The sequence below is a fragment of the Ancylobacter defluvii genome, from assembly GCF_018390605.1.
Taxonomy (GTDB): Bacteria; Pseudomonadota; Alphaproteobacteria; order Rhizobiales; family Xanthobacteraceae; genus Ancylobacter; species Ancylobacter defluvii.
The window spans coordinates 127054-148081 of the sequence record NZ_JAHBGD010000012.1 but is presented as its reverse complement, the minus strand read 5'-3'; the positions used below and the strand labels follow the sequence as shown (position 1 = coordinate 148081).

The window sequence follows — 21028 nt, the reverse complement described above, 5'->3', positions numbered from 1 at the left end:
CAAAAACAGCGTGTCATGACAGTAGGATGGCGGTAAACGCCTATTTCGTCAAAATCTTACTCCGGACGCGAAATTCTGAGCCGGGCGAAGCGTTCCTCTACCCGGCTAAGGAAGGCGGCGCGCTTGGCGAGGCTCACCGAATCCATGCCGTGCAGCGCCAGCCACAGCTTCGGCGCGCGTGGATGGACGATGCCGCCAATGCCGTCGAGCAGGATGCGGCGACCCGGCTGGCCGATCCAGCGCCACCAGAACCACGGCGAGCCCAGGGTCGAGACGGCGGCGATCAACCGGATGTTGGTGAGGTGGCGCTCCAGCGAGCGATAGGGCCTGGGCATGCCGAAGGTCTCGAACGGCACCAGCACCCGGTCGAGCCAGCCCTTCAGCATCGCCGGCGGGCCATACCACCAGGTGGGCGCGACGAAGACGAGCGCGTCGGCGGCCTTCACCCGATCGAGATGATCGGCCACCGGCAGGCGGTTGAGGCCGGGCGTGTGATAGTTGCGCCGCTCCTCCTCGGTGAGCGCCGGCTGGAAGCCGTCGGCATAGAGATCGATCAGGTCGGCCTCGATGCCGGCCCTGGCGAGGCCGCGCAGCACCGCGTCGCGGAGCGCGGCGCCGTAGCTGTCCGGCACCGGGTGGCAGAAGACGACGAGCGCGCGCATGGTTTTCTCAGGCAAATGACTTCCTCAGGCAGATGGCTTGCTCGGGCCGGTGACTTCCTCGGCAGGCGGCTTGTTCAACCGAGGCCCTGGAACAGATAGGTGCGGCCGGAGGCAAGGTCGAATTCCGGGTTCTCCCAGCCGATCATCTTGCCGGGGTTGAGCAGGCCGGCCGGATCCGCCTCGCGCTTGAAGGCGAGCTGTACCGCATCGGTCTGCTTCATGCCGCCTTCCTCCAGCGTGTAGCGGTGCGGATTGAACACCACCGCGCCCATCTCCTCATGGATGGCGATGATCTCGTCCAGCCGCTCCTCGCCGGTGAAATGCACCAGCGGCAGGCCGAAACAGGTGATCTTGCCGTCGAAGCGGACGAATTCGAGATGCGCCGGCACCTCGGTGCCGAGCCGGGCATGGATGCGGGCGACGAGATCGAGCTGGTGCGGGAAGGGGTAGAGCGTTTGCAGATAGGTGACCGCCGGATCGACGCGCAGCGCCCTGAGCGTGGTGTGGTTCCAGGCAAGCTCGTAAAGCGGCGGCAGCCCGGCCTGCCTCGCCGCCGGCACCAGATCGGAGCGGAACAGCGCTTCGCCGCCATGCCGGGCGGTGAAGGCGGCAAAGGCATCGATGGCGAGCGCGTCGACCATGACCAGCACGACATGCTTGCCCTCGGGGAGGAACGGCTTGTGGCGCAGGAAATAGCGCTGCGGTACCGGCGCGGCGACGACGCTGACCAGCTTCTTGACCAGCGCGTCCTGCTCGCCCAGCGCGTTTGCATAGGCGCAGGCCTCGGCGAAATCGTCGAAGCCGATGATCGCCTCCACCCAGTCATGGGCCGGGGCGAGCGGCATGGTCACCTCGGTGATGATGCCGTTGGTGCCATAGGCGTGGGCGACCTTGCCGACCTCTTCGCCGGTGAGGCGGAGCACGCGCGGCGCGGCCTCCATCGTCACCACGGTGAGGCCGAGGATGTTGCCGAGGTCGCGCAGCCCGCCCCACATGATCGAGCCGACGCCGCCGGAGCCGCCGGCGATGAAGCCGCCGATGGAGGCGGTGCGGTAGGTCGACGGGTGCAGGCGCAGCTCGCGGCCGACCGCCTTGCGGGTGGCGGCGTCGATCTCGGCGAGAATGGCGCCGGCCTGCGCCACCACATGGCCGGGGCCGATGTCGAGGACGTGGTTCATTCCCGAAAGATCCAGCACCACGCCGCCGGCGAGCGGCATGGCCTGGCCGTAATTGCCGGTGCCGGCGCCGCGCGGCGTCACCGGGATCGCCAGGGCGGCGCAGGCCGACAGGATGCGGATCACCTCGTCCTGCGAGGTGGGATGAGCGACGATGTCGGCCACCGCCGGGTCGAGCTGGCGCTTCAAGATGGGCGAGTACCAATAGAAATCGCGGCTCTTCTGGCGGACGAGGGCGGGATTGTCCTCGAGGCGGATGCCGTCGAGGCGGGCCCTCAGGGCGGCAAGGTCGTAGCGTTGGCGGTCGCTCATCAAGGCTCATCCATCAGGTCGTCGAGTTCGGCAGGGTCCGGCGGCGTGGTGTCGATGATCTGGCCGCCGCGCAGCACCAGCCGATCGGCCTGCGGGCGCGACAGCAGCTCGTTGAGGCTGCGGGCCCGGAACAGCGACAGGTCGGCCGGGGCGCCGGGGATGAACAGGCCGGCACCGGCGAGGCCCATGGCGGCGGCGGGACGGGCGGTGACGATGTCCGGCCAGTCGCCGAGCGGGTGGTCGAGATGGGCAATGCGGACCGCCTCGCGGAACACCTCGACGAGATCGAGGTCGCCATAGGCGTAGAAGGGGTCGCGCACATTGTCGCTGGCCACCATCACCGGAATGCCGCGGGCGCGCATCTCGTGCAGCAGGGTGACGCCGCGGGCGCGGGGCGTGCGGCCCGGCGCGCGGTCCTGGAGGTAGAGGTTGCACATGGGCAGCGAGACCACGGCGATGCCGGCGCGGGCGACCAGATCGAGCGTGCGGTCGACCGCGGCCGGTTCCTGCCGCGACAGCGAGCAGCAATGGCCGACCAGGATGCGGCCCTCGAAGCGGCGCTTGAGCGCCGTCTGCGCGATCAGCGCGAGGGAATGGGCGGCGGGGTCGAGGGTCTCGTCGACATGGAAGTCGAGATCGAGGCCATGGCGCTCGGCTGCCTCGAACAGCCGGTCGAGGCCCGGCTGTATATCAGGCGAGACATAGGTGAAGGTGCCGAGCACGCCGTCGAATCGGGTGACCGCCTCGACCAGCGGGCCGAATTCGGCATCGTCCAGCACCCGTTCCACCGGCGCCAGCGCCACGCCCTGCAAGACGATGCGCTCCGCCCATTGCGCGCGTTTTTCCGCGAAGACCGGCCAGGAAATCGCGGTCTGCGGCCCGATGGAATCGAGATGGGTGCGGATGGCCACCGTGCCGTGCGCATAGGCGCAGCGCAGGGCGAAATCCATGCGGCGTCCGACGTCGTCGGCGCTCCAGCGCTGCTCCCGGTCGGCGGTGTTGGCGGCGAGCGCGCCGGCGAAGCTGCCGTCCGGGTTCGGCCGGCGCGGCCAGATGAACGCCTTATCGAGATGGGTGTGGGCATCGACGAGGCCGGGCAGCACGAGCGCGCCGTCGAGTTCCAGCCGCGGCAGCGGGTGGTTCTCCGCGCCATGCGGGGCGAGGCCGGCAATCGTGCCCTCGGCGATGAAGAGATCGAACTGCACCAGCCCTTCCGCATCGGGCCGGGCGGCGAAATCGCGCATGAACTCCGGCACCAGCACCGCCGGCGCGTGCACGCCGACCAGCACATAGGCATCGGGCGGATGGCCCAGGAAGGCGGCGCGCAGGGCGGCTTTCATGGTTCAGCTCCAGTTCCCTCAGGGCTCAGTTGCCTTTGCCGAGGGCGCTCTCATGCCAGCGACGCAACAGCAGCCACGAGAGCAGACTCAGCCCGGCATAGATGAGGATGCCGGCCAGAGAAATCAGCAGCAGAGCGGCGAACATGCGCGGAATGTTCAGCCGATAGGCGGATTCGACGATGCGGAAGGCGAGGCCGGAGCCTTGTCCCGCCGACCCGGCGGCGATCTCGCCCACCACCGCGCCGACAAGGGCGAGGCCGCCGGCGATGCGCAGCCCGCCGAGAAAATAGGGCAGGGCGGTCGGCATTTGCAGCAGCCGCAGGGTCTTTACCCGCCCGGCGCCGGAGAGGCGGAACAGGTCGCGCAGGTTCGGGTCCACCGAATTCAAGCCCAGCGTGGTGTTGGACAGGATCGGGAAGAAGGCGACGATCCAGGCGCAGGTGAGCACCGCCGTATCGGTGGAGAGGTAGATCAGCATCAACGGCGCGATGGCGATGAGCGGCGTCACCTGAAGGATGATGGCGATGGGGAACAGCGAGAATTCGACGATGCGGGCGGAGGCGAACAGCAGCGCCAGCGCCGCGCCGCCGACCGCCGCCAGCACCAGCGCTACGAGAGTGGTGCGCAGCGTCACCATCAGGGAGCCGAGGAGCACGTCGCGGTCGGCGATCAGGGTGTCGAGCACGCGCAAGGGGCCGGGCAGGATGTAGGGCGGCAGATCGTTGAGCCGCACCACGAGATCCCAGCCGAGGATGACGAGGCCGAGCACCGCCACCGGGAGCAGCCAGCGGAAGGGCGAGGTCTCCAGGCGATGCGCCATCCTGCGCCGCTCCGTCAGCCGGCGTTCATCGCGGCGGCGAGCGCCGTCGAGGTCTGCCGGCACAGGGCGGCATATTCCGGCGAGGTGCGGAAGGCCTCGTCGCGCTCCAGCGCCGGATCGATGGCGAGCTCGGCGGCGATCCGGCCCGGCCGGGCGCGGAACACCAGGATGCGGGTGGAGAGATAGACCGATTCGAATACCGAATGGGTGACGAACACGATGGTACAGTTGAGCTGGCGCCAGACCTGCAACAGATCGTTGTTCAGCTTGAAGCGGGTGATCTCGTCGAGCGCGGCGAAGGGCTCATCCATCAGCAGCAGCCGCGGCTTGGTGACCAGCGCGCGGGCGATGGAGACGCGCATCTTCATGCCGCCGGAGAGCTCGCGCGGATAGGCATCACGGAACCCGTCCAGGCCGACCAGCTCCAGTGCCTCCATGATCGCCGGCTCGGCCTCGCGGCGTCCGGTGCCGGCGAGCTTGAGCGGCAGGTGGACATTGCCGAACACGCTCGCCCACGGCATCAGCGTCGGCTCCTGGAAGACGAAACCGATCGCCGGATGGCCGGCCGAGGCGGGGCCGATCAACCGGCGACGCTTGCCGGCGGCAAGCCCGTCATTGCCGTTGAAGGCGATGCGGCCCGAGGTCGGCTCGGCGAGGCCGGCGATCAGGCGCAGCGCCGTCGACTTGCCGCAGCCGGAGGGGCCGAGCAGCGAGAGGAACTCGCCGCGGCGCACCTCCATGTCGAGCCCGTCGAGGGCGGTCACCTGATTGCCGAAGCGCTTGCCGACGCCGGCAAGGCTTAGCAGCGGCGCGCCGGCCGCGGGCGCGGCCGGACGCGGCTGTTGCAGGATCGCGGTCACGCGCGCGGGCTCATTTCGGGGCGAGGTCCTTGCCGACGCCCTTGTTCACGAACTGGGTGGTGTAGGACTTCTTGTAGTCGATGTCGGCCTTGACGACCTTGGCGCGCACCATCTTGTCGTAGAAGCTCTTGATCTTCTCATCCGTCATCGCGCCGACGCCGAGGCTCTTGGTGTCACCGGAATCGACGATGCCGTACTCCTTCATCTTATCGATGGAGAAGGCGATCATCGCATCCGTCATTTCCGGATTATCCTTCTTGATCAGCGCATTGGCCTTGGCGTTGTCGCCATAGAGGTAGTTGTACCAGCCGATGATCGAGGCATCGACGAAGCGCTGCACCAGATCCGGGTTCGACTTTACCAGCTCGGTGCGGGTCACGATGGTGGTGGAATAGGTATCGAAGCCCTGGTCGGCGAGCAGGAACAGCGTCGGCTTGAAGCCGCCCTGCTGCTCCACCGCATAGGGCTCGGAGGTGATGTAGCCCTGCATGGCGCTGTTCTTGTCGGCAAGGAAGGGCGCGGCGTTGAAGGTGTAGGGCTTCACCTGGTTTTCGCTGAAGCCGAAATCGGCGACCAGCCACTGGTAGTAGCTGGCGAGGCCCTCCTTGGAGATGAACAGGGTCCGGGTCTTCAACTCCTCGAACTTCGTCACGTCCGGGTGGGCGATGAGGACCTGCGGGTCCTTCTGGAACAGCGCCGCGACGCTCACCACCGGAATGCCTTCCGCCACCGAGGAAAACGCCTGCAGCATGTTGGCGCCCATGTAGAAATCGATCTTGCCGACCGGCAGCAGCAGCTGGTTGTTGGCCTGCGGACCGCCAGGCAGGATCGTCACGTCGAGCCCGTATTTCGCGTAGGTGCCGTCGACCACCGCCTGATAGAAGCCGCCATGCTCGGCCTGCGCCACCCAATTGGTGCCGAAGGTCACCTTGTCGGCGGCGAAGGCGAGCGGGGTGGCGGCGAGAGTCGCCAGGGTGGCGGCAAAGGCGAAGGCGAGCGAGCGCAGGAATTGGCGGCGCGGAAAATTGCGGCGCATGGACGGGGTCTCCCAACAGGCGGTGCCGGCGACAATGCCGCCATACTAGGCGAGCTTAAAGCCGATGCACATATCTCCCGCGCGGCCTTGTCCGCACAAATTTGCGGGCTTAAGAGTCGGGCGGCCTTGCCGGAGAGCTTTGCTCTTCCCGAGGGGAGAGGGGTCTTCAACGCTTCCCAATCGCTAGAGCCCTCACCGACCCGCTTTGCGGGCCACCTCTCCCCGATGGGGAGAGGGTAAGAAAGACGGGCTCCGGGCTGGGCCGGAAACAAGCTTGAAGGACAAGACGCCGCATGCTGCGCCATCTTCTTCCCGCCGCGATCCGCCGTCCCTTCGCCCGCTACAGTCACGCGGTGGAGGTGCAGGCCGGCGCGCGACTGCTGCTTACCTCCGGCCAGCTCGGCATTTCGCCGGACGACGCCATCCCCGACAGCGCCGAGGAGCAGGCGGCATTGTGCTTCCGCGCCATCGCCGCCTGCCTCGAAGAGGCGGGGATGGGGCCGGGCGATATCGTGCGGCTCAACGCCTATGTCACCGACCGGGCGCATATGGCCGGCTATATGGCGGCGCGCGACCGCTTCGTCGCCGATCCGCCGCCAGCCTCGACGCTGATGATCGTCTCCGGCTTCACGAGGGCCGAGTTCAAGGTCGAGATCGAGGCGCTGGCGGCGCGGGCGGATCGGGACTAGAACGCCGCCTTCGAACGTCGCGGAGCCCGATCATGCCGCCCAAACGCCTGTGGACCGAAATGAGCTGGACCGACTTCGCGCAAGGCGAGGTCGGAAACTGGATCGCCGTGCTTCCGGTGGCGGCGGTGGAGCAGCACGGGCCGCATCTGCCGGTCGGCGTCGACCAGATGATCGGGCAGGGCTATCTCGACGAGGTGATCAAGCTGCTGCCGGACGACCTGCCGGCGGTGTTCCTGCCGATGCAGTCGATCGGCAAGTCGAACGAACACATCTTCTTTCCGGGCACGCTGACGCTGTCGGCCGAGACGCTGGCCCGCGCGTGGATCGAGATCGGCGAGAGCGTTTTTCGCGCCGGTGTGCGCAAGATCGTGCTGGTCAACTCGCATGGCGGCAATGTCTCCACCCTCGACACTGTGGCGCGCGAGCTTCGTGCCCGGCTCGGCATGCTGGCGGTGACGGTGTCGTGGCATCGCTTCGGCTATCCCGAGGGGCTGTTCTCGGCCACCGAGCGCCAGCACGGCATCCATGCCGGCGGCATCGAGACCTCGCTGATGCTGCAGTTCCGCCCCGACATGGTGCGGGAGGACAAGATCGACAATTTCGTCCCGGCGACGCTCGGCATGGAACAGGAGTTCCAGTATCTGCGCGCCGGCACGCCGGCCGGCTTCGGCTGGATGTCGCAGGACATCAACCCCACCGGCGCCATGGGCGACGCCACCGAGGCCGATACCGAGAAGGGACGCGCCTGCGCCGTCTATGGTGCGCGCGCCTTGGTGGCGCTGCTCGCCGATGTGCAGCGTTTCGACCTCGCCCGCCTTGCGGCCGGGCCGCTCGGGGGAAGCGCGACGTGAATGCCCCGGTGAACGCGATGGATATGACCGCCATGCCGATGCGGCTGACGCTCGACGAAGCCCGCGCCTATGCGAGCCGGGTGCTGGAGACTTTCGGCGCTTCGCCGGCCAATGCCGCGACGACCGCGCAGGCGCTGGTGGCGGCGGAGGCCGACGGGCTCGGCAGCCACGGCCTCGCCCGCCTGCCGAGCTATTCGGCGATGGTGGCGGCCGGCAAGATCGACGGCCATGCGACCCCCGTCAGCCGGCGGGTGGCGCCGAGCGTGCTCAGCGTCGATGCCGGCAACGGCTTCGCCTATCCGGCCATCGAGCAGGCGCTGCCGCTGGCGGAGGAGATCGCCCGCGAGACCGGCATCGCGCTGGTGTCGTTGCGGCGCTCCAGCCATTTCGGCGTCGCCGGCCAGCCGGTGGAAAAGCTCGCCGAGCGCGGGCTGGTGGCGCTGGCCTTCTCCAACGCCTCGGCCTCGATCGCCCCCTGGGGCGGCAAGAAGGCGGTGTTCGGCACCAATCCGCTGGCTTTCGCCACGCCGCTGCGCGACCGGCCGCCGGCGGTGGTCGATCTCTCGGTCGCCAAGGTGGCGCGGGGCAACGTGCTGGCGGCGGCGCAGCGCGGCGAGCCGATCCCGGAAGGCTGGGCGCTGGACACCGAGGGACGGCCCACCACCGATTCGAAGGCCGGGCTCGCCGGGACCATGGTGCCGATGGGCGAGGCCAAGGGCACGGCGCTCGCCTTCCTGATCGAGGTGATGGCGGCGGGGCTGACCGCCTCCACCTTCGCCTTCGACGCGCCGAGCTTCTTCGAAGGCGAGGGGCCGCCGGCGGCGGTCGGCCATGTGATCATCGCCATCGATCCCAGCCGGACGGCGGGGGCGGCCTATCTCGACCATATGGAACGGCTGGTCGCGACGATCGAGGGCGAGCCCGGCGCGCGCCTGCCGGGCCAACGGCGCCTCGCCAATCGCGAGAAGGCCGCGCGGGACGGTGTGAGCGTGCCGCCGGCGCTGCGGGCCGCGCTGGCCGGGATGGGGTTCGCCGGCTGAGCTGCGCCGGCGCCGATGCCAAAAGGGCCGCCCACTGGCAGCGGACGGCCCCTTGATCCTGCTGTCGCCGGCGCCGCTTCTGCGGCGGGCGCCTCACTTCTTGGCGGCTTCGATCGCCTTGACGATGAGCTCGCGGGCGCGCTCGGGGCCTTCCCAATCGGCGACCGTGACCTTCTTGCCCTTCTCCAGATCCTTGTAGTGGGTGAAGAAGTGGGTGATCTGATCGATGATCAGCGGCGGCAGGTCCTGATAGGACGTCACCTTCGAGTGGTACGGGTAGACGCTGTTGGCCGGCACGGCGAGGACCTTCTCGTCGCCGCCCTTCTCGTCGGTCATCATCAGCACGCCGACCGGGCGGCAGGGAATGACGCAGCCGGCCATCAGCGCCACCGGGGAGAGCACGATCACGTCGAGCGGATCGCCGTCATCACCGAGCGACTGCGGGATGAAGCCGTAATTGCCCGGATAGAACATCGGCGTGTGCAGGAAGCGGTCGACGAAAATCGCGCCGGATTCCTTGTCGAGCTCGTACTTCACCGGCGCGCCGCCGGCCGGGATCTCGATGAAGGCGTGGATTTCCTCCGGCGGATTCGGTCCGGCCGAGATGCGTGAAATGTCCATGAACGGGCTCCAGATCGAAAATGCCGGGCTTTCCGGCCGACAAAGCGCTTCCTAATAGGTCGGAGGAAGCCCGCCGTCGAGAGACTGCGAGCGGGCAATTCGGCGCATATGCCGCAATGCGGCGGTAAATCTCGCAGATGCGATGTGATAATGTATCAAATCGCTGGACGCGGTTCGGTGATATGTTGTATCAATCGCGTCGTCTTCGAGGTCCCGCATGCCCGCATCGCATCACCATCACGATCATTTGGATCACGCGCATCCGCATCATGCGCATCCGCCCGGTACCCGCCACCCGGCGGCCACGGCGGCGCCGTCGCTGTTGCGGATGTCCGCCTTCACGCGGCTGGCGCTGGTGCTGCCGGTCGCCGTGCTGCTGTGGGCAGCGGCGCTCGCGGTGCTGTGGGGAGGCGCGTGATGGCGGAGGAGGTCCTCGCCTTTCGCAACGTGACGCTGGGCTATGACCGGCATCCGGCGGTGCATCATTTGAGCGGCGTGGTGGCCCGCGGCGAACTGATCGCCGTTTGCGGGCCGAACGGGGCCGGCAAGTCGACGCTGCTGAAGGGCGTTATGGGGCTGTTGTCGCCGCTGTCGGGCAGTATCGCCCGGCCGGATGACGGGCGGCGCATCGCCTATCTGCCGCAGGCGGCCGAGGTGGATCGCTCGTTCCCGATCAATGTCTACGACATCGTGGCGCTCGGCCTGTGGCGGCGCACCGGGCTGTTAGGCGGCGTCTCGCGCGCCGACCGCGAGCGCATCGCCGCGGCGATCTCGGCGGTGGGCCTCGACGGCTTCGAGCGCCGGACCATCGGCACGCTGTCCGGCGGGCAGATGCAGCGGGCACTGTTCGCGCGGCTGCTGATGCAGGACGCCGAGATCATCCTGCTCGACGAACCCTTTACCGCCCTCGACGCCGCCACCGTGCGCGACCTGATCGCGCTGGTGGAGCGCTGGCACGGCGAGGGACGCACGGTGCTGGCGGTGCTGCACGACCTCGAACTGGTGCGCGCGCATTTCCCGCGCACGCTGCTGCTCGCCCGTTCGCCGGTGGAGTGGGGCGAGACGCGGGCGGTGCTGACGCCCTCCAACCTGATCAAGGCACGGCACATGTGCGAGGCCTGGGACGAGAGCGCCCATGCCTGTGAAGCGGAGCGCGCGGCATGAGCCCGTATGATCTCTTCATCGCGCCCTTCGCCGAGTTCGACTTCATGCGCCGGGCGCTGGTCGGCGTGATCGCGCTCGGCCTCGGCGCCGGGCCGATCGGCGTCCTGATGATGCTGCGGCGGATGAGTCTGGCCGGCGATGCCATGGCGCACGCCATCCTGCCCGGCGCGGCGGTGGGCTTCCTCGCCGCCGGGCTGAACCTGTTCGCCATGACCATTGGCGGGTTGGTCGCGGGTTTCGCGGTGGCGATCGGCGCCGGCGCGGTGGCGCGGGCGACGCAGATGAAGGAGGACGCGGCACTCGCCGCCTTCTACCTGGTCTCGCTGGCGCTCGGGGTGATGCTGGTGTCGCTGCGCGGCTCGAATGTCGATCTCCTGCACGTGCTGTTCGGCACCGTGCTGGCGCTCGACGACCCGACGCTGCTGCTGATCGTCGGCGTCTCCACCGTCTCCATGCTGACGCTAGCGGTGCTGTGGCGGCCGATGGTGGTGGAGTGCGTCGATCCCGGCTTCCTGCGCTCGGTGAGCCGGGCGGGAACACCGACGCATCTCGTCTTTCTCGCGCTTGTGGTGCTCAACCTCGTCGGCGGCTTCCATGCGCTCGGCACGCTGCTGGCGGTCGGGCTGATGATGCTGCCGGCCGCCACCGCCCGCTTCTGGGCGAGCGACCTGACCGCGCTGGTGCTGACCGCCGTGCTGGTCGCCTGCGGCTCGGGGGTGATCGGCCTGCTGGTTTCCTATCATCTCGGCGTGCCCTCCGGGCCTGCCATTATCCTCGTCGCCGGCGGCGCCTATGTGCTGTCGGTGCTCGTCGGGCCCATCGGCGGCATCCTGCTCCGCCTGATGCCGCGCCGACATCTCGAAGCCTGAAGGAGTTGTCGCATGAAGCTCTCCCGCATTGCCGCAGCCGGCGCGCTGCTCATGGCGTTGGCCGCCGTTCCCATCGCTGCTCCTGCGGCGGCGCAGTCCACCCCAGGGGGCGCCGAGACCCGGTTGCCGGTGGTGGCATCGTTCTCGATCCTCGGCGACCTGGTGAAGAATGTCGGCGGCGACCGCGTCGCGGTATCGACGCTGGTGGGTGCCGACGGCGACGCGCATGTGTTCCAGCCGGCGCCGGCCGACGCCAAGAAGGTGGCCGCTGCCAAGGTGGTGTTCGTCAACGGCCTCGGTTTCGAGGGCTGGATGGATCGTCTGGTGAAGTCCTCCGGCACCAAGGCGACCATGATGGTGGTCTCCAAGGGCGTCGAGGCGCGCGAGATGGAGGAAGAGGGGCACGCGCATGAGGCCGGCAAGGAGGCGCATGCCGGCCACGATCATGAAGAGACCGATCCGCATGCCTGGCAATCGGTCGGCAATGCCGAGATCTACGTCGCCAACATCCGCGACGGGCTGATCGCCGCCGATCCGGACGGCAAGGCGACCTATGAGGCAAATGCGAGCGCTTACCTCGAAAAGCTCAAGGCGCTCGACACCGAAATCAAGGCGGCGGTGGCCCGCATTCCCGCCGACAAGCGGCGGGTGATCACCTCGCACGACGCCTTCGGCTATTACGGTGCCGCTTATGGCCTGGAGTTCATCGCGCCGCAGGGTGTTTCCACCGAGGCGGAGGCTTCGGCCAAGGATGTCGCCCGCATCATCCGGCAGATCAAGGCCGAGAAGATTCCGGCGGTGTTCCTGGAGAACATCTCCGATCCGCGCCTGATCAAGCGCATCGCCGACGAGACCGGCGCCAAGATCGGCGGCACGGTATTTTCCGACGCGCTGTCCGATGACAAGGGTCCGGCCGCCACCTATATCGACATGATGCAGAACAACATCCGCGAATTCTCGGCGGCGCTGTCGAGCTGACGGGGTTCCCTCTCTCCGCACCGATTTCGGCCATCGCCGGGTTCGGTGTCCGGCAAGGTCGACATCGGAAGCCTCCGATGTCGACGGAGAGGGCGGGTGAGGGGGCTTCCGCGCCACCCACTGGCATCGCCCCTCACCGACCCGCTTCGCGGGCCACCTCTCCCCGACGGGGAGAGGAAACGTAAAGTTTGGAGCGACTTTTATGGCTGAGACCCAGGCCGAAAAAATCCCCGTCACCGTGCTGACCGGCTATCTCGGCGCCGGCAAGACGACGCTGCTCAACCGCATCCTCTCCGAGCCGCACGGCAAGAAATTTGCCGTCGTCGTCAACGAGTTCGGCGAGATCGGCATCGACAACGACCTGGTGGTCGGCGCCGACGAGGAAGTGTTCGAGATGAACAACGGCTGCATCTGCTGCACCGTGCGCGGCGACCTGATCCGCATCATCGACGGGCTGCTCAAGCGCAAGGACGGCTTCGACGGCATCATCGTCGAGACCACCGGCCTCGCCGACCCGGCGCCGGTGGCGCAGACCTTCTTCGTCGACGAGACGGTGGGCGCCAAGACCAAGCTCGACGCGGTAGTGACGGTGGCCGACGCCAAATGGCTGAAGGACCGGCTGAAGGACGCCCCCGAGGCGAAGAACCAGATCGCCTTTGCCGACGTCATCCTGCTCAACAAGACCGACCTGGTGTCGGAGGCGGAGCTGAAGGATGTCGAACTGCGCATCCGCGCCATCAACCCGTTCGCGCGCATCCACCGCACCCAGCGCTCCGACATCGCCATCGACAAGGTGCTGGGGCAGGGGGCGTTCGACCTCGACCGCATCCAGGCCATCGATCCGGATTTCCTCGAGGCCGGCCACAAGCATTTCCACGACGAGGATATGCGCTCGGTGTCGTTCACCAGCGAGCTGCCGCTGGACCCGGACAAGTTCTTCCCGTGGATCCAGGAGCTGACCCAGCGCGAGGGGCCGAACATCCTGCGCTCCAAGGGCATCCTCGCCTTCAAGAACGACCCGGACCGCTTCGTCTTCCAGGGCGTGCACATGATCCTCGACGGCGACCATCAGCGTCCGTGGAAGCCGGATGAGCCGAAGCTGAGCCGCATCGTGTTCATCGGCCGCAAGCTGGACGTGCCGGCGCTGGAAAAGGGTTTTCGCGCCTGCGTGGCGTGAGCATTCGCACAGGCGGGCTGCGTGACGGCGGGCGCAATATGCGCTAGTCCGGCGCAGCCCTTCGCGTTTCCGGATCCGAGCCCGACCTGTTCATGGCCGTCAACAGCACTCCTTCCTCCCTGACCTCGAAGCTGCGCGCGCATGCGCTCGACGGCGCCGTCGTCGGCGCGGCCTATCTCGGCGCCACCCCGGTCTTCGCGCTGGCCGAGGGCGTGCTCGCCTTCGCCGGCGAGGAGCCGCTGCGGGTCGAGGCGCATAAGGGCGTGCTTTTGTCGCTCGCCGCGGATGCGCGTTCGATTCTCAGCGGCGGCGATGACGGGCGGGTGGTGCGCACGCGCGGCGACGGCTCCACCGAAGTGGTGTTCGAGCAGAAGGGGCGCTGGATCGACCAGGTGGCGATCGGGGCCGACGCGATCGCCTTCTCTGCCGGCAAAACCGCGCATTTCCAGCCGGCCAAGGGCGAGATGAAGACGCTGACCGTGGCTTCCACCGTCGGCGGGCTGGCCTTCGCCCCCAAGGGCACGCGGCTTGCCGTGGCGCATTATGGCGGGGTGACGCTGTGGTTCCCCAACGCACAGGCCAAGCCGGAATTTCTGGAGTGGAAGGGCTCGCATCGCGGCGTCGCCTTCAGCCCCGACATGCGTTTCGTGGTGACCACCATGCAGGAGTCGGCGCTGCATGGCTGGCGGCTCAGCGATGGCGGCCACATGCGCATGAGCGGCTATCCGGCGCGGGTGAAGTCGATGGCCTTCACCGCCGGCGGCAAGTTCCTCGCCACCTCCGGCTCCAACGAGGCGATCCTCTGGCCGTTCGCCAGCAAGGAGGGGCCGATGGGCAAGCAGCCCTCCATGCTGGCGCCGCGCGACGTGCGGGTCTCCTGCGTCGCCGCGCATCCGAAGGACGAGGTGATCGCCATCGGCTTCGAGGACGGCATGGCGATGCTGGTGCGCATTTCCGACGGCGCCGAGATCCTGGCGCGGGCCCCGGATGCCAGCCCGGTTTCCGCCATGGCGTGGCGCGCCGATGGCGGGGCGCTGTGCATCGGCACCGAAAGCGGCAGCGCCGGCGTGCTGGTGCTGTGAACGCGGCGGCGGCGGAAAGACTGCCGGCTTCAAAGGTTTAGGTCTCTTCGCTGTTGCTCTGAGGGCACAGTCATTCCCGCGATCGCCGGTATCCCTAGACGATCGCCGTTGGCTTCCGCGTGCGTCACCTCCCTGTCATCGAGGCTGGGTAGCGCAGATCGCTAGCACTATGGGCCTGGGGATGTCCGCATGAACCGCTTCTTCTTGTCGGCGAGCTGCCGTGCGCTCATTGCCGCCAGTTCGCTCCTGTTCGCGCCGCTCGCGGCCCGCGCCGACAGCTTCACGGTGCCGGCCGGCACCACCCAGACCAAGCAGCAGACGGTGTCCGGCACCGACAGCGGCACGGTCGAGGCGGGCGGTACGCTCGACGTGGCCAAGAGTGCGGTGATCTGGGACGGTCCGGCGACCGGTGCCGGGGTCGTGGTCGTGAATGATGGCGAGATCCTCAGCGAGAAGCGCGCCTTCGACACCGATGGTGCCGTGAGCGGCAGCTATTCCCTCACCAATAATGGCAGCATCGCCTCGACCGATGACGGCTTCCGCATCGACGACGCGTTTGCCGGCGGCACGCTCACGGTGGTCAATACCGGCTCTATCACCTCGGAAGAGGGGCAGGCCTTCGACCTCAACTCGGCCAATGACGTCACCGCCAAGGTGCGGATCGAGAATGCCGGCACCATCACCGCCGAGCAGAACGACGCGGTGCGGCTCGGCGGCGGCACCATCGTGCTGGTCAATTCCGGCACCATCCAGACGCTGAGCGACGAAGACCGGGCGATCAAGTTCGACGACGAGGCGAATATCGAGACGCTGAAATCTTTCACGCTGATCAACGAGGCCTCTGGCCGGCTGATCGGCGGCGACGACGCCATCAAGATCGCCGCCGATTCGGACACGACTGCCGCGGTGATCACCATCGAGAATCACGGGCTGATCGACGGCGGCGCCGGCCAGGCACTCGACTTCGCCGACCTGACCTCGCCCGACAACGTCATCACCATCACCAATTACGGCACCCTGCAGTCGAGCGAGGCGGATGGCATCCGCCCCGGCGCCGGCGCCAGCGTGATCAATCACGGGCTCATCCAGTCGACCGACCTCTCCAGCGATGGCGACGGCGTCGACTTCCAGGAGGCCGGCGGCAGCGTCGTCAACAAGGTCAACGCCAGCATCTACGGCGCCAAGCACGGCATCACCGGCGATGGCGAGATCTCTGTGTTCAACGATCAAGGCGGCCTGATCATCGGCCGCAACGGCTCCGGCGTGAATGTCGACAGCACCGGCGACACCGTCACTACCGTGATCAATTACGGCATCATCCGCGGCGAAGTCACCGGCCTCATCGACGATGACGGCGAGGCCGATGGGGTGGCCGATGGGGACGGTGACGGCGTCGATGTCGACGGCAAGGTCGAGCTGCACAATTACGGGCTGATCCAGGGCACCGGCGCCACCGGCACCAAGGACGGCCTGCCCAACACAGCCGATGGCCTCGCGATCGGCGGCGGGCTGATCCACAATTATGCCACCGGGGTGATCGAGGCGTTCGACAACTATCCCAACGAGGGACAGGACAATGTCGGCCGGGCCATTCTGGTCGACGACAGCAACCAGGGCCCGGCGCCCTTCGCCACCACGCTGCTCAATGAGGGCATCATCCGCTCGGACGGCGTGGCGGTGACCTTCATCGGCGATCATGCCGACATCATCGACAATGCCGGCATCATCCAGAGCGACAATGCCAAGGCCGTCGACATGGGCGGTGGCGACGACCTGTTCATCTACCGTTCCGGCAGCACGGTGGCCGGCTATGTCACCGCCGGCGCCGGCAGCGACACCTTCCGCCTCGCCGGCAGCGGCAACTTCAATGTCGGCCTCCTCGGCAACGGCGCGCAGTATCGCGACTTCGAGACGCTGTTTCTCGGCTCCGACGCCAATTATGCGGCGACGGGATCGAGCAGCTTTGCCGGCAATGTAATTCTGGACGGCCAATTGAACCTCAACGGCTCGCTGTCTTCCGCCAGCGTGGCCATGGGCAATGGGTCGAGCCTCTCCGGCAATGCCAGCCTCGGCGCGCTGACGGTGAATTCCGGCGCCACCGTGTCGCCGGGCAACTCCATCGGCATGCTCAATGTCGCCGGCACCGTCACCTTCAATGCCGGCTCGACCTATGTGGTCGAGGCGAACGCTACCAGCTCCGACCAGATCGTCGCCGGCACCGCGGCGATCAATGGCGGCACCGTGGTGATGTCGATCGCCGACGGCCCCGTCAATGCCGGGCAGGTCTACACCATCGTCTCGGCCCAGCAGACCACGACGCCGAACGGCCAGTTCACCACGCTGGTGGCGCCGGACTATCTGTTCATCGACCCGACGCTTGGTCGCAACGGCGCCTCGGTGACGGTGACGCTGGCGCGCAACGGCACCGCTTTCGCCAGCTTCGCGCAGACCGCCAACCAGGCGGCAGTGGCGGGCGCGCTCGACGCGGCGGGCACCGGCACGCTCTATTCGCAGATCGTTTCCCTGCATCCGGGCGAGCAGGGCGCGCTGTCGCCGGGGTTCGACCTGCTCTCGGGCGAGGCGCATGCCTCGCTCGGCACCACGCTCTACAGCCAGAACACGCTGGTCGCCGACACGCTGGTCTCCCGCCTGCGGCAGGCGGCGGCGACGAACTCCCAGACCGCGGCGCTCGGCTTCGGCGGTCCGGCGACTGCCTATGCCGCCAAGGCACCGGCTCCCGCCAGCCCGATCCCGGTAAAGGCGCCGCCAGTTGCCGCGCCCGGCCCGGTCTATGCCGGCTGGGTGCAGGGTTACGGCCAATGGAGCACGGCGGACGGCAACGGCAATTCGGCGCAAGTCGAATCCTCGCTGGGCGGCTTCCTTGCCGGCGGCGACGTCACGGTGGGGGCGACCACTTTCGGCCTGGCGGCCGGCTATGTGTCGGCATCGAGCGATGTCGACAACCGGCTGAGCAGCGTCGACGCCGACACCGCCTTGATCGCCGCCTATGCCGGCACCAGCCTGGAGGCATGGCGGCTGCGCGCCGGCGCTTCCTATGGCTGGAGCAGCATGGACAGCCGCCGCACCGCCAGCCTGCTCGACGTGACCGAAAATCCGCGCGGCTCCTATGACGGCTCGACCGCCAACCTGTTCATTGAGGCCGGCTATGCGGTGGAGATGGGCAATCTCGCGCTGGAGCCCTTCGCCCAGATCGCCTGGAGCTGGGTCGAGACCGACAGCTTCACCGAAACCAATGCGCCGGTGACCGGGCTGAGCTCGTCGGGACTGTCGTTCGACACGCCCTATTCAACGCTCGGCCTGAGGCTGGCGACCAGCCTCGACGCGGGCGGCGGCACGCTGACCCCGCATGCCTCGCTGGCCTGGCGCCATGCCTATGGCGACATTACCCCGGAGATGGCGATGTCGTTCATCCAGACCGGCAGCGGCTTCAGCGTGGCCGGCGCGCCGATCGCCGAGGACAGCTTCGTGCTCGGCGCCGGGCTGGGCTTCGATGTCGGCGCCAACCTGTCGCTGAACATCGGCTATGAGGGCCAGTTCGGCGACGAGGTCGAGACCAATGCGGTCAAGGGTGGGCTGACTTACCGGTTCTGAGGCGGGGATCGACAGGCGGGGCGGCCGGGTGCCGCCGCTTCGTCCGGCGATCCGGCAAGGAACCTCTACCGCGTCGCGGCAAATGGGCTAGGCTTGATGCATCTCAGCAAGGACCGCATGCCATGAAGATCGAGGACGTCCGCAAGACCGCCTATTCGATGCCGCTGACCAGCCCCTCTTATCCCAAGGGGCCGTATCGCTTCTTCAACCGCGAATATTTCATCATCACCTACCGCACCGACCCGGCGGCGCTGGAAAAGGTAGTGCCCGAGCCGCTGAAGGTGGTCGAGCCGATCGTCAAATACGAGTTCATCCGCATGCCGGATTCCACCGGCTTCGGCGACTACACCGAGACCGGGCAGGTGATCCCGGTGGAGTTCGAGGGCAAGAAGGGCGGCTTCGTCCACTCGATGTATCTCGACGACGAGGCGCCGATCGCCGGCGGCCGCGAGCTGTGGGGTTTCCCCAAGAAGCTCGCCAAGCCCAGCTTCGCGGTCGAGAGCGACGTGCTGGTGGCCAAGCTGAACTATGGCAGCGTGCTCTGCGCCTGCGGCACCATGGGCTACAAATACGAGGCGCTCGACAAGGACGCGGTGCTCAAATCGATGCTGGCGCCGAACTGGATGATCAAGATCATCCCGCATGTCGACGGCTCGGCGCGGATCTGCGAGCTGGTCGAGTATTATCTCGAGGACGTCACCATCAAGGAGGCATGGACGGGACCGGCGGCGCTCGGCCTGTTCCCGCACGCCATCTGCGACGTCGCCAAGCTGCCGGTGCTGGAGGTGCTCTCAGCCGTGCACATCAAGTCCGACCTGACGCTCGGGCTTGGCAAGGTTGCGTATGACTATCTGAAGGACTGAGCGCCACGCCGCGCAGCGATGCCGCGAAGCGATCGGAAAGCCCGCGCCGTCACGCGCGGGCTTTTTCATGGCCCGCCTCAGCCGAGGCCCAGCCGCTCGCTCGCCATGAAGCCGAACAGCAAGGCGAGGCCGAAGGCGACCAGCGCGAGGGCGGCGGCGAGTTCCACCGCCCGCAACGCCACCGCGATGCCGTTGCCCTCTCGCTTCGCCGCCAGCCGCACCGCCAGATGCTTGGCGAACACCGCGATGGCGGCGACGGCGCTGACCGTGATCGCGGTGCCGACCCCCATCAGCGCGGTGGAGGCGGCGCCGACCCAGAAGATGCCCTGGGTGAGCGAGAACACCAGCACCAGGATCGCGCCGCTGCATGGGCGCAGGCCGACCGACAGCACCGCCGCCCACCATTCCCGCAAGCCGCCGCGCGGCAGCGCCGCCGGGCCGGGCAGATGCGCGTGGCCGTCCTCGCAGGCCTCGCCGGCGGCATGGACGTGATCCGGCTCGCCGCGCCAGGCCCGGACGAGTGCGCGCGCCTTAACATAGGCGAGCCGGGTGCCGAGCAGCACGATCAGGCCATAGGCGGCGATCTCGATGAGGAACACCGCGCGCTGCATGGTGGCGGCGGTGGCGCCGAGGACGACGGCGAAGATGCCGGCGACCAGTATGGCGGTGAGCGACTGGGCGAGGGCGCTGGCAAAGGCGAGGCCGATGCCGCGCTTGAGGCTCGCCTCATTGGCCAGCAGATAGGAGGAGATCACCGCCTTGCCGTGTCCCGGCCCGGCGGCGTGGAAGATGCCATAGGCGAAAGAGATGCCGCCGAGCAGATAAAGCGCCGAGCCGTCCTGCTTGGCGGCCCGCACCGCGCCGGTGAGCAGGCGGTAGAACTCCGCCTGCTTGGCGAGGATGAAGCCGGCAAGGCCGTCCGGCGCGGGCGGCGGCGCCGCGACGCCGAACGGCGATTGGGCGAGGGCGGGCAGCGCGAGAACGATACCGGCGACGAGACCGCCCACCAGCAGCCAGGCCGTGCGCCTCACGGGCAACTCACCGTGGCGCGGTTGGCGAATTGCGAGCCGAAATTGCTCGCCGAGGTCAGCGCGTTGAAGAAGCCTTCCGACAGGCTGGTGGAGCCGGCCGCCGGATCGGGCCGATGCACATCCACCGTACAGCCGGCCGGACTGCCGGCGAGCTTCACCGGATCATTGTCGGCGAGCTGAAAGGCGACGAAATAGGTCGGGTCGTAGACGTCGACCGCCGTGCTGCCCTTGGCCGGCAGCGGCTTTTGCAGCGGCAGGGTGAAATGCAGCGTCAACGCCGTGCCGTCATAGGTGAGGCTGTAGTCGCGCGGCGGGGCGAAGGGGAACTGCTCCTTCCCACGCTTGGCATAGGTGAAATAGTCGAATTCCTTGAGCGAATCGATGTTGACCTGCGCGAGCTCGGAGAGCGTCTTCGGCGTCGGCTTGCCGTCGGGGGTCTGCTCCAGGCCTTGCAGGGCGAAGCTGGAAAACCCTTCGTCGAAGGTCCAGTCGTGGCGCACGCCGGTGAGGGCGCCGTCAGGTCCGTAGAGCAGCTGGGAATTGATCACCACCCACACATGCGGATGCGCCGCGGCGGGCGAGGCGAGGGCGGCCAGCGCAAGAGCGAGAGCGGCGAAACGGGCGAGGAGGCGAGCCAAAGGCCGAATCCGATGATCAACGGCGGGAGCACCATTGATCCATGAGGAGTTCGACCGAAACGTGACACCGGATCGCGGAAATGAAAACGGCCGCCCGAAGGCGGCCGTCTCGAATTTTCAGGCTGCAAACCGGAAGCCGGCTCACGCCGCCTTAGGTCTCTGCGACAGAAGCCGGCTCACGCCGCCTTAGGTCTCTGCGACAGAAGCC

Annotated in this window: 20 protein-coding genes; 11 read left to right on the top strand and 9 right to left on the bottom strand. The window is 67.7% G+C overall.

Translation table 11 applies throughout. The features are described from left to right. Positions 1–56: 56 nt before the first annotated feature. The 6 genes from KHC24_RS08565 to KHC24_RS08540 form a co-directional block, all read right to left on the bottom strand. On the bottom strand, positions 57–662 hold the full coding sequence (locus tag KHC24_RS08565; protein WP_213362473.1) for an NAD(P)H-dependent oxidoreductase: 606 nt from the start codon (positions 660–662) through the stop codon (positions 57–59). Positions 663–736: 74 nt separating this feature from the next. Next, positions 737–2149: an FAD-binding oxidoreductase gene (locus KHC24_RS08560; RefSeq protein WP_213362465.1), complete on the bottom strand. Its 1413-nt coding sequence runs from the start codon at positions 2147–2149 to the stop codon at positions 737–739. Continuing rightward, entirely contained in the window at positions 2149–3489 is a 1341-nt protein-coding gene (locus KHC24_RS08555; RefSeq protein ID WP_213362463.1) for a cytosine deaminase, read from the bottom strand. Before KHC24_RS08555 ends, KHC24_RS08560 begins: the two co-directional genes overlap by 1 nt. A gap of 25 nt (positions 3490–3514) precedes the next feature. Beyond that, entirely contained in the window at positions 3515–4309 is a 795-nt protein-coding gene (locus KHC24_RS08550; RefSeq protein ID WP_213362461.1) for an ABC transporter permease, read from the bottom strand. A gap of 14 nt (positions 4310–4323) precedes the next feature. Next, on the bottom strand, positions 4324–5160 hold the full coding sequence (locus KHC24_RS08545) for an ABC transporter ATP-binding protein (RefSeq protein ID WP_213362998.1): 837 nt from the start codon (positions 5158–5160) through the stop codon (positions 4324–4326). Between the two features lie 19 nt (positions 5161–5179). Next, positions 5180–6205, bottom strand: coding sequence for an ABC transporter substrate-binding protein (locus KHC24_RS08540; RefSeq protein ID WP_213362459.1), 1026 nt, complete (start codon positions 6203–6205; stop codon positions 5180–5182). A gap of 293 nt (positions 6206–6498) precedes the next feature. Between KHC24_RS08540 and KHC24_RS08535 the strand changes: the two genes are divergently transcribed. The 3 genes from KHC24_RS08535 to KHC24_RS08525 are packed head-to-tail and all read left to right on the top strand — an operon-like array spanning position 6499 to position 8785. After that, positions 6499–6894, top strand: a complete 396-nt coding sequence (locus tag KHC24_RS08535; RefSeq protein ID WP_213362457.1) for a RidA family protein — start codon at positions 6499–6501, stop codon at positions 6892–6894. 32 nt (positions 6895–6926) lie between these two features. Next, the gene (locus KHC24_RS08530) at positions 6927–7745 is read left to right on the top strand and encodes a creatininase family protein (RefSeq protein ID WP_213362455.1); all 819 of its coding nucleotides are present in this window, start codon (positions 6927–6929) and stop codon (positions 7743–7745) included. Between the two features lie 32 nt (positions 7746–7777). Next, on the top strand, positions 7778–8785 hold the full coding sequence (locus KHC24_RS08525) for an Ldh family oxidoreductase (protein WP_213362997.1): 1008 nt from the start codon (positions 7778–7780) through the stop codon (positions 8783–8785). A 93-nt stretch (positions 8786–8878) separates the two neighbouring features. On the opposite strand, the gene ppa is transcribed toward KHC24_RS08525, so the two are convergent. Then, on the bottom strand, positions 8879–9406 hold the full coding sequence (gene ppa, locus KHC24_RS08520; protein ID WP_213362453.1) for an inorganic diphosphatase: 528 nt from the start codon (positions 9404–9406) through the stop codon (positions 8879–8881). A gap of 217 nt (positions 9407–9623) precedes the next feature. Between ppa and KHC24_RS08515 the strand changes: the two genes are divergently transcribed. From KHC24_RS08515 to KHC24_RS08480, 8 genes are all read left to right on the top strand, one after another. After that, positions 9624–9824: a hypothetical protein gene (locus KHC24_RS08515; protein WP_213362444.1), complete on the top strand. Its 201-nt coding sequence runs from the start codon at positions 9624–9626 to the stop codon at positions 9822–9824. Beyond that, entirely contained in the window at positions 9824–10570 is a 747-nt protein-coding gene (aztA, locus tag KHC24_RS08510) for a zinc ABC transporter ATP-binding protein AztA (RefSeq protein ID WP_213362441.1), read from the top strand. Before KHC24_RS08515 ends, aztA begins: the two co-directional genes overlap by 1 nt. After that, complete coding sequence (locus KHC24_RS08505) at positions 10567–11439, top strand: metal ABC transporter permease (protein WP_213362432.1); 873 nt, start codon at positions 10567–10569, stop codon at positions 11437–11439. The genes aztA and KHC24_RS08505 overlap by 4 nt, the downstream gene beginning before the upstream one ends. A gap of 12 nt (positions 11440–11451) precedes the next feature. Next, complete coding sequence (locus KHC24_RS08500) at positions 11452–12417, top strand: metal ABC transporter substrate-binding protein (RefSeq protein WP_213362430.1); 966 nt, start codon at positions 11452–11454, stop codon at positions 12415–12417. A 202-nt stretch (positions 12418–12619) separates the two neighbouring features. Further along, the gene (locus tag KHC24_RS08495) at positions 12620–13594 is read left to right on the top strand and encodes a CobW family GTP-binding protein (RefSeq protein ID WP_213362428.1); all 975 of its coding nucleotides are present in this window, start codon (positions 12620–12622) and stop codon (positions 13592–13594) included. Between the two features lie 92 nt (positions 13595–13686). Then, positions 13687–14676 (top strand): WD40 repeat domain-containing protein, encoded by a 990-nt coding sequence (locus tag KHC24_RS08490; protein WP_213362426.1) that lies wholly within the window; start codon positions 13687–13689, stop codon positions 14674–14676. A 189-nt stretch (positions 14677–14865) separates the two neighbouring features. Then, positions 14866–18288 carry an autotransporter family protein gene (locus KHC24_RS08485; protein WP_213362412.1) on the top strand — a complete coding sequence of 1141 codons (3423 nt, stop codon included), beginning with the start codon at positions 14866–14868 and terminating at the stop codon, positions 18286–18288. A 122-nt stretch (positions 18289–18410) separates the two neighbouring features. Then, on the top strand, positions 18411–19151 hold the full coding sequence (locus tag KHC24_RS08480; RefSeq protein WP_213362400.1) for an acetoacetate decarboxylase: 741 nt from the start codon (positions 18411–18413) through the stop codon (positions 19149–19151). Positions 19152–19228: 77 nt separating this feature from the next. Here KHC24_RS08480 and KHC24_RS08475 read toward each other — a convergent pair whose 3' ends face one another. Next, entirely contained in the window at positions 19229–20182 is a 954-nt protein-coding gene (locus KHC24_RS08475; RefSeq protein ID WP_213362398.1) for a nickel/cobalt transporter, read from the bottom strand. Further along, entirely contained in the window at positions 20179–20820 is a 642-nt protein-coding gene (locus tag KHC24_RS08470; RefSeq protein ID WP_213362396.1) for a DUF1007 family protein, read from the bottom strand. Before KHC24_RS08470 ends, KHC24_RS08475 begins: the two co-directional genes overlap by 4 nt. Between the last annotated feature and the right edge of the window lie 208 nt (positions 20821–21028).

Excerpts from the sequence above, each read along its gene's own strand:
- KHC24_RS08530 (WP_213362455.1), top strand. The coding sequence starts at position 6,927 with ATGCCGCCCAAACGCCTGTGGACCGAAATGAGCTGGACCGACTTCGCG.
- ppa (WP_213362453.1), bottom strand. The coding sequence starts at position 9,406 with ATGGACATTTCACGCATCTCGGCCGGACCGAATCCGCCGGAGGAAATC.
- KHC24_RS08495 (WP_213362428.1), top strand. The coding sequence starts at position 12,620 with ATGGCTGAGACCCAGGCCGAAAAAATCCCCGTCACCGTGCTGACCGGC.
- KHC24_RS08555 (WP_213362463.1), bottom strand. The coding sequence starts at position 3,489 with ATGAAAGCCGCCCTGCGCGCCGCCTTCCTGGGCCATCCGCCCGATGCC.
- KHC24_RS08565 (WP_213362473.1), bottom strand. The coding sequence starts at position 662 with ATGCGCGCGCTCGTCGTCTTCTGCCACCCGGTGCCGGACAGCTACGGC.
- KHC24_RS08540 (WP_213362459.1), bottom strand. The coding sequence starts at position 6,205 with ATGCGCCGCAATTTTCCGCGCCGCCAATTCCTGCGCTCGCTCGCCTTC.
- KHC24_RS08535 (WP_213362457.1), top strand. The coding sequence starts at position 6,499 with ATGCTGCGCCATCTTCTTCCCGCCGCGATCCGCCGTCCCTTCGCCCGC.
- KHC24_RS08505 (WP_213362432.1), top strand. The coding sequence starts at position 10,567 with ATGAGCCCGTATGATCTCTTCATCGCGCCCTTCGCCGAGTTCGACTTC.
- KHC24_RS08560 (WP_213362465.1), bottom strand. The coding sequence starts at position 2,149 with ATGAGCGACCGCCAACGCTACGACCTTGCCGCCCTGAGGGCCCGCCTC.
- KHC24_RS08490 (WP_213362426.1), top strand. The coding sequence starts at position 13,687 with ATGGCCGTCAACAGCACTCCTTCCTCCCTGACCTCGAAGCTGCGCGCG.
- KHC24_RS08500 (WP_213362430.1), top strand. The coding sequence starts at position 11,452 with ATGAAGCTCTCCCGCATTGCCGCAGCCGGCGCGCTGCTCATGGCGTTG.
- KHC24_RS08550 (WP_213362461.1), bottom strand. The coding sequence starts at position 4,309 with ATGGCGCATCGCCTGGAGACCTCGCCCTTCCGCTGGCTGCTCCCGGTG.
- KHC24_RS08515 (WP_213362444.1), top strand. The coding sequence starts at position 9,624 with ATGCCCGCATCGCATCACCATCACGATCATTTGGATCACGCGCATCCG.
- KHC24_RS08525 (WP_213362997.1), top strand. The coding sequence starts at position 7,778 with ATGCCGATGCGGCTGACGCTCGACGAAGCCCGCGCCTATGCGAGCCGG.
- aztA (WP_213362441.1), top strand. The coding sequence starts at position 9,824 with ATGGCGGAGGAGGTCCTCGCCTTTCGCAACGTGACGCTGGGCTATGAC.
- KHC24_RS08480 (WP_213362400.1), top strand. The coding sequence starts at position 18,411 with ATGAAGATCGAGGACGTCCGCAAGACCGCCTATTCGATGCCGCTGACC.
- KHC24_RS08485 (WP_213362412.1), top strand. The coding sequence starts at position 14,866 with ATGAACCGCTTCTTCTTGTCGGCGAGCTGCCGTGCGCTCATTGCCGCC.